Consider the following 12,282-nt stretch of genomic DNA (forward strand, 5'->3'; position numbering starts at 1 on the left):
CCGTCGGGCATGGCGAAGGTCAGCGAGCCGACGGCCACGTCCTCGGGACGCAGCGGCTGGTTGGTGTTCATGTTGACCAGGCGCTTGCCCTTGGCCCACCGGGTGTGGCGCAGCGTGGTGCCGGGTGCCGGTCCGAGGCCGCCGAGCAGCATCAGACCGGTGAGCGGCACCAGCGCCATCGCGCCGAGCAGGGTGGTGCGGATCAGCTTGCGGCGGCCGAGGCCGGACTCCGCGGCACCCTGGCGGAAGTCCGCGTGGACCTTCGCCCGCACCTCGGGTGACGCCTCGATGGGGTGCCGGTCGTCGGCGATCTCCACGTCCGACATCAGGGTGCGCGCCCAGTGGACCGCGCCCGCGCCGATGCAGAACAGTGCCACGCCCAGCGTCAGGCCCAGCGCGAAGTTCATCGCGCCGATGCGGCCGAGAGGGAAGACGAAGATCGACTTGTCTTGGGGAATCAGCAGGTAGGCGACGATGAAGCCGATCGTGGCCAGCATCGACACGGTGAACAGCAGGGCCACCGCGCGCTCGGACCGCTTGGCGGCCCGCTCGTCGACGTCCTGGATCCGGTGCTCGTGCGGCGGAAGTCCGGGGTCCGCGAACGGATTCTCCTCGTCGGCCACGGAGAGGGCACCGTGCACACCGTCGCCGGCGGGCTGCTCGGCACGCGGACGCCCTTCCGGCATGTCCCGGTTTCCCATAGTGCTCCAGACCGCCGTGGTTTGGTGTTTTCACACCGTACTACGCAGATTGTCCGGATAGCCGGGCCATTACTCCGGCCGGGGGTGTTTCGAACACAAGGGCCGGAACCGCCGGCCGGAGGGGTCGCGCACACCCGCCCGGGAGGGCGCGCGCACCGCCGCACGGCCGGGCCGCGTGCCGCCCGGCCGAACCCTGTTCATCACCCCGTAATCCGGCCAGCGGTGAATCGGCGTTAGAAAGGTCACGTTTAGCGGCCCACTGCGGTAAATCGGCCGTACGGCGGAACCCGACGGATCATCAACTCGCTGCGGTATGACGGGATTCGGCCAAACACGCGACCGAACGTTACCATCTAGTTATCTCGCCGGTATCGATCCGTTATCGCCGTGATCATAAGGTGATTTTCGTTCTCACCGCGCACGAGAATTCCCCTCCGTCGTCGGCGCACACGACGGGGGAAGCGGGGCCATTCAACGATCTCTCTCATTGTTCTCTCGGGGCCCCGACATGTGTCCGATCGGCATTTCCGCGGGCAGCATCAGTACAAAGACGGGGAAAAATTCGTGTCACAAACTCGCATTGTCGACGTGGTTAATTTCATGCCGGAGCGGGTGGTCAGTAACAGCGAGCTGCCGAGCGAGGGCGGCGACCTCAGCGACCACGCGTTCTTCGCGGGCGTGCACGAGCGGCGCTTCGCCTGGCCCGACTACACGTCAGCCCAGCTGGGCGCGAAGGCACTCGAGAAGCTCCTGGAGCGAAACGGCGTAGCGGCGGCCGACGTCGACCTCATCATCTGCGCCTCCCAGCTGAACGACGCCTTCTCACCCGGCGTCGGCACCGCCATCCAGTACGCGGTCGGCGCCACCAAGGCGGCCGTGCTCCAGGTGGACAACGGCTGCTGTTCCTGGATCTCCTCCATCAACACGGCCCGGGCCTTCATCGACTCGGGCCAGTACCGTACGGTCGCGGTGGTCACGGTCACCAACTTCGTCTCCCGCCTGGAGGAGTTCCAGAAGGCGCCCGAGTCCCGGGTGCTCGGTGACGGCGCGTCCGCCACCCTCGTCACGGCCGGCGACGAACCGACCATCCTCTCCATCCACGAGCAGGCCTTCGGGGAGAACTGGGGAGCGCTCAAGGTCGAGCCGGACACCGTGGAGGGCATGGAGATCCCCTACTGGTCGGCCGGTTCCGGCGCGCTCACCGTGAAGTTCGACCAGTCCATGCTGGCACGGCTGTACACCGTCACCATGGAACAGCTTCCCCAGGCGGTCGACATCGCGCTGGAGAAGGCCGGTGTGGAGAACAAGGACATCGCTTTCCTGATCACCCACCAGCCGAACGAGAAATACGTCGCCGAGTGGCGCAAGCGCTGCGGATTCGACGATTCCCGGGCGCACGACACGCTCGGCGTCTACGGCAACATGTTCCAGGGCACTCTTCCGGTGACATTCGCCGACGCCCTCGACAAGAAGATGATCTCGCCCGGCGATCTCATCGCCTTCGCGACCTTCTCGCACGGCGGGGAACTCGTCGGTTCCATGGTCTGGCGCTGGAACTGACTTTCCCGGGCACCCCCGCCTGCCCGCTCCCTTTCACATCATTTCGTTCATTCCTTTACCACTGCATGAGGAGAAGTATGTCCCAGCGCGTTCCCGACGAGTCGGGTCTGGCCCAGAACTACGTCCTGGACCGGTCCGACCTTCAGGGCCTGGACCTGGTGTGGAACGAGAACACCGGCATGGACGACATGATGAAGCTCATGGAGAGCAAGACGAAGGAGACGTACGACCACGGCGAGATCTTCGGTCAGTACTGCTCCCTCGCCGAGCACATCAACGTCCCCTACGACATCGTCTTCGAGTACGCGGCCAACGCCCGCTCCCTGGAGGAGTGGACGTACAGCATCCGCAACATGAAGCACCTCGGCGGCGGTCTGTACCGCGCGGACGAGATGATCCAGCCGAACACGGACATCTACATCCGCGCCGAGGCGCAGAAGGGTCCCGAGCACGGTCTCGTGGTCTACCCGTGCGCCTGGGACCAGGGCCACGAGCTGTGGATGCGCTACTACATGACGATCATCGACTCGTCGAAGGTGCTCGACAAGCCGGGCACCGTGGTGCTGTGGACCAACTGCAAGCACCCGTACTACGACCGTTCGACGGAGAACGTCCCGGACTACATCGCCGAGGGCCGGGCGCGCACCGACCGCGTCTGGGTCGGTGACATCTGGCCCGTCTTCCACGCCGGCCACAGCATCGAGATGGGCAACCTCAAGCGGATCCTGGAGCACCGCTTCGGCGCCGGCAAGGCCTGAGCCCGCCGCGGGGCGGCTGCGGCCGCCCCGCTTTCGCACCACGACGAAGCACACGCCACACATGGGGGATTTATGCGGCTGGCCGACGCCTTGGTCACGGTTCTGCGCGATCTGGACACCGGATACGTTTTCGGCGTCAGCGGCGCGAACATCGAGCACGTCCACGATGCGATCGAAAGACTCGGTCAGGGCCGTCTGACGTCCGTGCTGGCGAAGCGCGAGGACGGGGCGGCCAACATGGCGGACGCCCGCGCCCGGGTGCACCGCACGCTGGGCGTGTGCTGTGCCACCTCCGGCGGCGGGATGATGAACCTGGTCGCCGGGCTGGCCGAGTCCTACGCCGAGTCGGTGCCGGTCCTCGCGCTGGTCGGGCAGCCGCCGGCCGCCCTGGACGGCCGGGGTTCCTTCCAGGACTCCTCCGGGATCGGCCGGACCGTGGACGGCCAGGCCCTGCTCGGAGCCATCACCAAGAAGACCGTCCGGGTCACCGGGGCGGAGGGCTTCTGGGACCTGCTGCGCGACGCCATCGGCACCTGCCTGAGCGGGCGCAAGGGCCCGGTGGCCCTGCTGCTCCCCCGGGACGTCTACGAGCTGGAGGTCGGTGACCTCCCGGCCGACTGGCCGGCCCACCTCGGCGCCTTCATCGAGCCCGAGCCACTGCCCGAGCAGGACGTGGCCGCCCTCTTCGACCGGCTGCGCGAGGCCACTGCCCCGGTGCTGCTGCTCGGACACGGCAACCGCCGCTCCTGCGACCCCGAGGCGGTGCGCGTCTTCGCCGAGCGGACCGGGATACCCGTGGTGACCACCATGGGCGCCCGCGGCGAGTTCCCCCACGACAGCGACCTGTACCTGGGCGTCGTCGGCGAGGGCGGCCATCCCTCGGCCGCCGAGTACGTGGCCAAGTCGGACCTGGTGGTCCTGGTGGGCACCGGCCTGGCCATGATGACCCGGCGGGCGCTGGGCGACTGGGACCCGGCACGGGCCGGCGCGGTCAACATCGACCTCGGTGAGATCGAGCGCTCGGGCCTCGCGGACACCACGGTCCGCGGAGACATCGGCGAGGTGTTCCGGCTGCTGGAACGGCTGCGCGCCGAGCGCCCGTTCACGGCCCCGCCGGTCGCCGGCTACGAGCTGACCCGCTTCGTCGCCCGGCCCGCCGTACCCGTCCCGGGACGCACCGGCCGGAAGGACGAGGACGCGCTGCTGCAGAGCGAGGCCGTCCGGCTGCTCCAGGAACACCTGCCGCAGGGCGGCCACCTGCTCTACGACGCCGGGAACTGCGCCGTCGCCGCCATGCACTACGGGTCCGTCCCGGCCGGCTCCTCCTCCACCATCGCGCTGGGCATGGGCGGCATGGGCTACAGCGTCGGGGCGGCCGTCGGCGCCCAGCTGGGCTCGCCGGAGGGCACCCGGACCGTGGTGTTCTGCGGTGACGGGGCGTTCCTGATGAGCGGCCTGGAGGCGCACACCGCCGTGGAGCTGGGCCTGCCCATCCTGTACGTCGTCTTCAACAACGGCATGCACGGCATGTGCGCCACGCGCCAGCAGCGGTTCTTCGACTCCCGGATCACCGCCGTGGACTACACGCCCGTCGACGTGTCCACGGTCGCGCGGGGCCTCGGCACCCCGGACCGGCTGTGGGTCGGCAGTGCCGGGACCGCCGCCGAGCTGACCCGGCAGCTGGACGAGTACCGGCGCCACACGCATCTGCCCGGGGTCCTCGAACTGAGGCTCACCGTGGAGGAGGAGCCGCCCTTCGCCTCCTTCATGCCCGCCGGCGCCCCCACCGTGCCGGTGCCCGGGCAGCGACAGGCCGCCGTCTCGTACGAGATGACCGGCAGCGCTCTCTGACGCTTCGCCCTCCGTACGCCTTCGTCCACACTCCCCGTCAGCCACCCCGCCGCCGCATCCGGGCGAGCGGGGCCCCGGGGACGCGCGGACCCCATCGGAAAGAACTCACATGACAGTGCAAGAGCTGGACCTCGCAGGTATCACGGACTCCGGGCTGCGCGCCGACTACATCGCGAGCTCCCAGCTGTTCCGCAAGATCGGGCGGGGCCGCTTCCTCGGCCGCTACATGATGCACCCGGCCAAGCGGCCCTACTTCGACACCTTCTTCTCGTTCGTCTGCTACATCGACGACCTGGCCGACGACATCAACCTCAGCGTCGACGTCCGGGCCCGCCGGCTGGACGAGTGGCAGCGCACCTACCTGGCCATCGCCAAGGGCGAGGACCTCACCAGCGAGCACCCGTTGTCGCTGTCGGAGCAGACGGACGCCGCCCTCGCCCGCGCCCTGGTCCACACCCTGCGCACCTGGGACCTGCCCTACCTGCGCGTGCCCGAGTTCGTCGACGGCCACCGCAAGGCCCTGACGACGTACGAGTACGCCGACCAGGAGGAGCTGGACGACTTCCTGGAGACGGTCACGCTGCTGCCCGCGATCTGGATCAACCAGATCTTCGAGCCGATCAGCGAGGACGCCGAGGAGCTGTGCCGGCACACCATCACGGCCTTCCAGCTGCTGGACTTCATCTGGGACCTGCGCGAGGACCTGGACCTGGGCCGGCTGTACCTCCCGCTGGACCACCTGGCCCGCTTCGGCCTGACCCGGGCGGACCTGGACCGCCAGATCGGCAGCGGCTACATCAGCGACGCGCTGCGCGAGCTGATCCAGTTCGAGATCGACATCGCCCGCGAGCACATGAACGCCGGCCGGTCCTGGCCGCAGACGCTGCACCCGACGGCGCGGATCTTCATGGAGACCGACATCCAGACGCACGACTCCATGTTCCCGGAGATGATCAAGGACGACTACGCGTTCTTCAAGAGCCCCCGGCGCGGCCTCGACTTCGTCTCGGGCCGGATGATCCCGCGCACGGCCAAGGCCATCGCCCGCGCCCGCAAGGCCAACCAGCAGGCCACCCGCGCCGGTTACCGCATCCGGCCGCCGTACCGGGGCACCGAGGCATGACCCGCGGGGCGATCCTGAGCGGCCTGGGCACCTGGCTCCCGCCGCAGGTGGTCACCAACGACATGCTCTCGTCGGAACTGGACACCACCGACGAGTGGATCCGGACCCGCACCGGCATCGCCCGGCGGCACATCGCGTCGCCGGGCATGAGCACCGGGCACCTCGCCACCGAGGCGGCGCGCCGGGCGCTGAAGTCGGCCGGCACCGACCGCGTGGACGTCGTCATCGTCGCCACGAGCACCCCGGACCGCCCCTGCCCCGCGACCGCCCCGGTGGTCGCCTCCTCGCTCGGGCTGACCGGGACCGGCGCCTTCGACGTGGCCGCGGTGTGCACGGGCTTCGTGTACGCGCTGGCCACGGCGGCGGGGCTGATCGCCGGTCAGGTGGCGGACAGCGCCCTGGTGATCGGGGCGGACACCTTCTCCACCATCCTCGACCCGCGGGACCGCACCACCCGGGTGATCTTCGGTGACGGCGCCGGCGCGGTCGTCCTGCGCGCCGGCGACCAGGCCGAGGAAGGTGCCCTGCGCGGCTTCGACCTGGGCAGCGACGGCACCGGCGTGGACCTCATCACGGTGCCCGGCGGGGGCTCCGAGCAGCGGCTGAGCGGGGCCGAGGCGGCCCCGGGCGACCGGTACTTCCACATGGACGGCCCGCAGGTCTTCACCCGTGCCGTCCGGTACATGACCGCATCGGTGCGCAAGGTCCTGGACGCCGCCGCGCTGGCCCCCGAGGACGTCGCCCACCTGGTCCCGCACCAGGCGAACGTCAGGATCCTCGACACCTGCGCCCGGGAACTCGGGCTGCCCGCCGAGCGGGTCGTGAAGAACATCGACCTGGTCGGCAACACCGTGGCCGCCTCCATCCCGCTGGCGCTCGCCGCGGGTGCGGCCGACGGACGGCTGCGGGCGGGCGATCCGGTGGTCCTCACCGGCTTCGGCGGCGGCCTGACCTGGGGCTCGGCGCTGCTCACCTGGCCCGGCGGCCTCACGGTGATCGACGGCTGACGGCACCCCGGCACCCTCCACAGAGAAGAGAGTCATGAACACCATCGACCAGAACCTGAAGGCGCTGCTCGACGAGCGGTTCCCCCAGTCCACCGACCGCCTCTTCGAGGGCGCGTCGTTCAAAGACGCCGGCATGGACTCGATGGGGGTCGTCGAGTTCATCGTGGCCCTGGAGCGGCAGTTCGGCACCCCGACGCTGAACGGCAACGAACTCGGCGCCGAGTCCACGCTCCAGGACGCGCGCGACCTGCTGACCTCGGTGGGCGTCGGCTGATGCCCCGGCCGCATCTGCTCACCCTCAACGAGCACCCGCTGCCGCCGCTCGACTCCGTCGCCGCCGAGATCGCCCGGCACGCCGCCGCGGTCAACCGGTACCCGGAGTTCTATCCCGAGCGGCTGCGCGGGATCGTCGCCGACTGGCTGGGGCTGCCCGGTGAGCAGGTCGTGCTCGGCGCGGGGTCCGTGGGCGTCGCGCTCCAGGCGCTCCAGGCGAGTGTGCCCGCCGGCGGGGGGCTGGCATACGGGTGGCGCAACTTCGACGCCTATCCCCTGCTCGCCGACATGGTGGGGGCGCGCCGTATCGAGGTGCCCCTGCTCCCGGGCGGGCACCAGGACCTGGAGGCGCTGGCGAAGGCGGTCCAGGACGCGGACGCGGTCATCGTGTGCAACCCGCACAACCCGACCGGCCAACTGGTCCCCGGCGACGAGCTGAGGGAGTTCATCGGCCGGGTCCCCGAGCACGTCCTGGTGGTCCTGGACGAGGCGTACATCGAGTTCGTCGCCCCGTCCGGCCGTACGGACTCGCTGGGCTGGGTCCGGGAGTTTCCGAACCTGCTGGTGCTGCGCACCTTCTCCAAGGCCTGGGGGCTGGCCAACCTGCGTGTCGGCTACGGCGTGACGTCCCCCCGGTGGGCCGCGCGGATCGGCCGGTACCAGCTGCCGTACGCCCTGAGCACCCTGTCGGCGGTGGCGGTGGAGACGTCCCTGCGGGCCCAGCCGGAGCTCGAGGAGCGGATCGCCGTCATCGTCGGCGAGCGCGAGCGGCTGTCCGCCGGGCTGGCCCGCGGCGGCTGGACGGTGCTGCCCAGCCACACCAACTTCCTGTGGCTGGACGAGCCGGAGCGGGCCGAGGACATCCGGCTGGCCCTGGCGGGCGAGGGCGTCCAGGCCCGTGTCTACGCCGGCGAGGGCGTCCGCCTCACCGTCGGCGACAGCGACGCCAACGACAGCGTGCTGCGCGCCCTGGCCTGACGCGCTCACCCGAAAGAGCCGCTGCCCACGGTCTCCCCGTGGGCAGCGGCTCTTTCGGGTGTCAGGGCGTGGTCACCAGCCGCCGCCCGGCGCGACGCGCCGTACGCCCGGCAGGGCCGCCTCCAGGACGGTGGGGAACCAGGCCGAGAAGCTGGTCTCGGCCCGCAGCGCGGCCAGTTCCCCGGAGGTCACGAACCGGTAGTCGTGGATCTCGGCGGGGTCCGGCTCCGGGGTGTCCTTCACCAGGCCGACGAAGAGGTGGTTGTACTCCTTCTCGACCAGGCCGGAGATCTCGTCCGGGTGCTCGTAGGTGACCGTGCCGGCCGGCTCCAGCGGGACGCCGTGCAGGCCCAGCTCCTCGCCGACGCGGCGGGCCGCCGCCTCCTGCGCGGGCTCGTCCGGGTACGGGTGCCCGCAGCAGGTGTTGGACCACACGCCCGGCGAGTGGTACTTCGTCAGCGCCCGCTGCTGGAGCAGCATGCGTCCCTCGGTGTCGAACAGGAACACCGAGAAGGCGCGGTGCAGATGGCCGGGCGCCTGGTGCGCCGAGAGCTTCTCGGCGACACCGATCGTCCGGCCCTCCTCGTCGACGAGTTCGAGCAGGATCGGTTCCGCGGCGGGGCCGCCGGAGGTTTCCGTGGTCATCGGATCAGCCCACCCGGGGAGTCGTGGTGACGGGGAGCCGGGCCGGGCCGCGCAGCCACAGGCCGGGCTTCAGCGCCACCTCGTCGTCGTCCGGCTTGATCGAGGCGCAGCGCTTGGCGAGGCCGATCAGCGCCTCCTTGGCCATCAGCCGGGAGAGGTTGTCGCCGAGGCAGTAGTGGATGCCGCGGCCGAACGACAGGTGCTTGCGGCCGTGCTTGCCGAGCGCCAGGGTGTCGGGGTTCTCGAAGGCCCGCTCGTCCCGGTTGGCCGCGGCCAGCATCAGCAGCACCACGGCACCGGCCTCCATGGTCCGGCCGTGCAGGGTGATCGGCTCGTTGACCACGCGCCAGGAGGCGTGCGTGGGCGGCTCCAGCCGCAACACCTCGTCCAGCACGTCGTCGGCGAGCGAGGAGTCGGCGGCGAGCCGCTCCAGCACGTCCGGGTGCTCGGCCAGGATGACCGCGGCGTTGCCGATGAGGTTGGCGAAGGTGTCCAGGCCGGGCACGATGAGCAGCACGCACACCGCGGCGATCTGGTGGATCGTCAGACCCTCGATGGTCTCGCCGGCCCGGGTCAGCTCGGTGATCAGATCGGTGCCGTCGCCGCCCTCGCGCTCCTGGAGCACCTTGACGAAGTACTCGGTGCACTGCGCCACCGCGCGCTGGCAGGCGATCGCCACGTCCTCCGACGGCGCGGCGCCCAGCTCCAGGATGTGCGCGATCTCCGTCGACCAGGCGGCGAGGAGCTTCTGGTCCTCGCGGTCGATGCCCATCATGTCGCCGAGCACGCGCACGGGCAGCTGGGAGGCCAGCACCTCCATGACGTCGAACCGCTCGGGGAGGTCCGCCAGCAGCTCGTCCACGACCGCGGTGACGGACTTGATCAGCGCCTCCACCGCGGACGGGGTGAACGGCGCGGCGACGAGGTTGCGCAGCTTGGTGTGGTCCGGCGGGTCCAGCAGCCGGAAGAGGTTGGCGTCCCAGCCGTCGAGGCCGAGGCCGAGGAACGGCGGCGGCTCCTCGTCGGGGCCGGTGCCGGCCACCTGGGCGAAGAACTGGGTGCCCCCGAGGTCCTTGCCGAGCCGGCGGTCACGCAGCAGCGCCTCGACGTCCTCGTAGCGGCTGACCACCCAGGAGTTGAGCGGGCCCGCCAGGACGGGGTGCTCGTCCCGGAGCTTCGCGTAGACCGGGTAGGGGTTCCGACGGAATGCGGGGTCGGTCGGATCGAAGAAGAATTCGGGCTCGGCAGAATCTGCCATCAGTGACTCCCCCATTATCACGCCGTGGGCGGCCCGTACGGGCTTCTGGCCCCGGCTCAAGATCACGACAGTGTGATCATAACGTCGATCCGGCGACGGCTGGATAACGGATCGGTAACCGCCGACACATCCCGTACACAAAAGGGCGGCCCCACGGACCGGGTCCGTGGGGCCGCCCTGCGTGGCGATCAGTAACGGCGGATCAGTGGTGGCCGTGGCCGCTCGTGATCTCCTTGTACTCCTCCGCCCTCGGCTTCGGGATCTGGGCGTGCTCGCCGTAGTAGGCGTTGGACAGCTTCGCCCGCAGCTTCTGCGAGGCCGGGACCTTGCGCTCCACACCGTTCTCGTCGACCGTCGGGCCGATCTCGGCCGGCGCGTACTGCTCGTGCGCGGTGAGCGTGTGCAGCTGCTCCTGGCTGAGCGGCTCGTGCACCTCGATGAACTCACCGTGCGGCAGGCGCTTGATGATGCCGGTCTCGCGGCCGTGCAGCACCTTCTCGCGGTCCCGGCGCTGCAGGCCGAGGCAGATCCGCTTGGTGACGATGTAGCCGATGACCGGACCGGCGAACAGGAAGACCCGGACGAAGTAGGTGACGGAGTTGACCGACAGGTGGAAGTGCGTCGCCCACAGGTCGTTGCCGCCGCCCAGCATGGCCACCGCGAAGAACACCAGCCAGCCGACACCGAGAGCGGTGCGCGTCGGGGCGTTGCGCGGACGGTCCAGGATGTGGTGCTCGCGCTTGTCGCCGGTGATCCAGGACTCGATGAACGGGTAGACCGCGATCGAGACCAGCATCAGACCGAAGACGATCAGCGGGATGAGCACACCGAGGACCAGCGTGTGGCCCGCGACGTTGATCTCCCAGCCCGGCATCACACGCACGAAGCCCTCGGAGAAGCCCATGTACCAGTCGGGCTGGGCGCCGGTGGACACCTGGTCCGGACGGTAGGGACCCATCGCCCAGATCGGGTTGATCTGCGCGACCGCGGCCAGCACCGCCAGGACACCGAAGACCAGGAAGAAGAAGCCTCCGGCCTTGGCCATGTAGACCGGCAGCAGCGGCATGCCGACGACGTTCTTCTCGGTCTTGCCGGGACCCGCGAACTGCGTGTGCTTGTGGTAGAAGACCAGGATCAGGTGGGCCACCATCAGACCCAGCATGATGCCCGGCAGCAGCAGGATGTGGATCGAGTAGAACCGGGCCACGAAGTCGTGACCGGGGAACTCGCCGCCGAAGAGGAAGAACGAGATGTACGTGCCGACGATCGGCACGGACAGCACCAGACCCTCGGCGATGCGCACACCGGTGCCGGAGAGCAGGTCGTCCGGGAGCGAGTAACCGGTGAAGCCGGTGAACATGCCGAGGACGAACAGCAGGAAGCCGAACAGCCAGTTGACCTCACGCGGCTTGCGGAACGCGCCGGTGAAGAACACGCGCATCATGTGCACGAACATGCCGGCGAGGAAGACCACCGCGCCCCAGTGGTGGATCTGCCGGATGAGCAGACCACCGCGCACGTCGAAGGAGATGTGCAGGGTCGAGTTGAACGCCTCGGACATCAGCTGTCCCTGGAGCGGGACGTAGGAGCCGTGGTACTCCACCTCGTTCATCGACGGGTGGAAGAACAGCGTCAGATAGACACCCGTCAGGATGATGATGATGAAGCTGTACATGCACACTTCGCCCAACATGAACGACCAGTGGTCGGGGAAGATCTTGCGCATGTTGGCCTTGGCCAGGGAGTAGATCCCGAGCCGGCCGTCGGCCCAGTCGGCGACGCGCTCGCCGGCCGGTGCCTTCCCGCGAGAGCGGGACTGTTCGTTCGGTGCAGTACTCATCCGCGCTCCCAGAAAGCAGGACCGACGGGCTCCTCGAAGTCGCCGAGCGCCTGGAGGTAACCCTCACTGTCCACGCCGATCCGCAGCTGCGGCAGAGCGTGGCCGGCGGGGCCGAAGATCACTCGGGCGCCGTCGGTGAGGTCGAAGGTGGACTGGTGGCACGGGCACAGCACGTGGTGCGTCTGCTGCTCGTACAGCGAGATCGGGCAGCCCACGTGGGTGCAGATCTTCGAGTAGGCGACGATGCCCTGGTGCGACCAGTCGAGCTCGCGCTTGTCCTTGATGTCG

At 69.5% G+C, this 12,282-nt stretch carries 12 protein-coding genes; 7 read left to right on the forward strand and 5 right to left on the reverse strand.

Translation table 11 applies throughout. The features are described from left to right. Positions 1-701 (reverse strand): hypothetical protein (locus IH25_RS0136465; RefSeq protein WP_030621161.1); only part of this gene is annotated, 701 nt, incomplete at its 3' end. A gap of 588 nt (positions 702-1,289) precedes the next feature. On the opposite strand from IH25_RS0136465, the gene IH25_RS0136470 reads away from it, so the two are divergent. From IH25_RS0136470 to IH25_RS0136500, 7 genes are all read left to right on the forward strand, one after another. Further along, positions 1,290-2,261 carry a 3-oxoacyl-ACP synthase III family protein gene (locus tag IH25_RS0136470; protein WP_245172987.1) on the forward strand — a complete coding sequence of 324 codons (972 nt, stop codon included), beginning with the start codon at positions 1,290-1,292 and terminating at the stop codon, positions 2,259-2,261. 77 nt (positions 2,262-2,338) lie between these two features. Further along, positions 2,339-3,019 carry a hypothetical protein gene (locus IH25_RS0136475; RefSeq protein WP_245172988.1) on the forward strand — a complete coding sequence of 227 codons (681 nt, stop codon included), beginning with the start codon at positions 2,339-2,341 and terminating at the stop codon, positions 3,017-3,019. Between the two features lie 72 nt (positions 3,020-3,091). Continuing rightward, positions 3,092-4,870, forward strand: coding sequence for a thiamine pyrophosphate-binding protein (locus tag IH25_RS0136480; RefSeq protein WP_051754382.1), 1,779 nt, complete (start codon positions 3,092-3,094; stop codon positions 4,868-4,870). Positions 4,871-4,979: 109 nt separating this feature from the next. Then, positions 4,980-5,993 carry a phytoene/squalene synthase family protein gene (locus tag IH25_RS0136485; RefSeq protein WP_030621171.1) on the forward strand — a complete coding sequence of 338 codons (1,014 nt, stop codon included), beginning with the start codon at positions 4,980-4,982 and terminating at the stop codon, positions 5,991-5,993. After that, positions 5,990-7,000, forward strand: a complete 1,011-nt coding sequence (locus tag IH25_RS0136490; RefSeq protein WP_030621173.1) for a beta-ketoacyl-ACP synthase III — start codon at positions 5,990-5,992, stop codon at positions 6,998-7,000. The genes IH25_RS0136485 and IH25_RS0136490 overlap by 4 nt, the downstream gene beginning before the upstream one ends. A gap of 34 nt (positions 7,001-7,034) precedes the next feature. Next, positions 7,035-7,274: an acyl carrier protein gene (locus IH25_RS0136495; RefSeq protein ID WP_030621175.1), complete on the forward strand. Its 240-nt coding sequence runs from the start codon at positions 7,035-7,037 to the stop codon at positions 7,272-7,274. Beyond that, positions 7,274-8,251, forward strand: coding sequence for an aminotransferase class I/II-fold pyridoxal phosphate-dependent enzyme (locus IH25_RS0136500; RefSeq protein ID WP_037656354.1), 978 nt, complete (start codon positions 7,274-7,276; stop codon positions 8,249-8,251). Before IH25_RS0136495 ends, IH25_RS0136500 begins: the two co-directional genes overlap by 1 nt. A gap of 72 nt (positions 8,252-8,323) precedes the next feature. Here the strand turns inward: IH25_RS0136500 and idi are convergent, their stop codons facing one another. From idi to IH25_RS0136520, 4 genes are all read right to left on the reverse strand, one after another. Beyond that, complete coding sequence (gene idi / locus IH25_RS0136505; RefSeq protein ID WP_030621182.1) at positions 8,324-8,896, reverse strand: isopentenyl-diphosphate Delta-isomerase; 573 nt, start codon at positions 8,894-8,896, stop codon at positions 8,324-8,326. Positions 8,897-8,900: 4 nt separating this feature from the next. Next, positions 8,901-10,154 (reverse strand): cytochrome P450, encoded by a 1,254-nt coding sequence (locus IH25_RS0136510; protein WP_030621185.1) that lies wholly within the window; start codon positions 10,152-10,154, stop codon positions 8,901-8,903. 202 nt (positions 10,155-10,356) lie between these two features. Then, the gene (gene qcrB / locus IH25_RS0136515; protein WP_030621189.1) at positions 10,357-11,994 is read right to left on the reverse strand and encodes a cytochrome bc1 complex cytochrome b subunit; all 1,638 of its coding nucleotides are present in this window, start codon (positions 11,992-11,994) and stop codon (positions 10,357-10,359) included. Then, the coding region (locus IH25_RS0136520; RefSeq protein ID WP_030605635.1) for a QcrA and Rieske domain-containing protein at positions 11,991-12,282 on the reverse strand (292 nt) is incomplete at its 5' end. The genes qcrB and IH25_RS0136520, both read right to left, overlap by 4 nt.

The sequence above is a fragment of the Streptomyces achromogenes subsp. achromogenes genome (genome assembly GCF_000720835.1).
Classification (GTDB): Bacteria; Actinomycetota; Actinomycetes; order Streptomycetales; family Streptomycetaceae; genus Streptomyces; species Streptomyces achromogenes.

Coding starts and splice junctions, on each gene's coding strand:
- IH25_RS0136475 (WP_245172988.1), top strand. CDS start 2,339: ATGTCCCAGCGCGTTCCCGACGAGTCGGGTCTGGCCCAGAACTACGTC.
- IH25_RS0136480 (WP_051754382.1), top strand. CDS start 3,092: ATGCGGCTGGCCGACGCCTTGGTCACGGTTCTGCGCGATCTGGACACC.
- IH25_RS0136510 (WP_030621185.1), bottom strand. CDS start 10,154: ATGGCAGATTCTGCCGAGCCCGAATTCTTCTTCGATCCGACCGACCCC.
- IH25_RS0136490 (WP_030621173.1), top strand. CDS start 5,990: ATGACCCGCGGGGCGATCCTGAGCGGCCTGGGCACCTGGCTCCCGCCG.
- IH25_RS0136485 (WP_030621171.1), top strand. CDS start 4,980: ATGACAGTGCAAGAGCTGGACCTCGCAGGTATCACGGACTCCGGGCTG.
- idi (WP_030621182.1), bottom strand. CDS start 8,896: ATGACCACGGAAACCTCCGGCGGCCCCGCCGCGGAACCGATCCTGCTC.
- qcrB (WP_030621189.1), bottom strand. CDS start 11,994: ATGAGTACTGCACCGAACGAACAGTCCCGCTCTCGCGGGAAGGCACCG.
- IH25_RS0136500 (WP_037656354.1), top strand. CDS start 7,274: ATGCCCCGGCCGCATCTGCTCACCCTCAACGAGCACCCGCTGCCGCCG.
- IH25_RS0136495 (WP_030621175.1), top strand. CDS start 7,035: ATGAACACCATCGACCAGAACCTGAAGGCGCTGCTCGACGAGCGGTTC.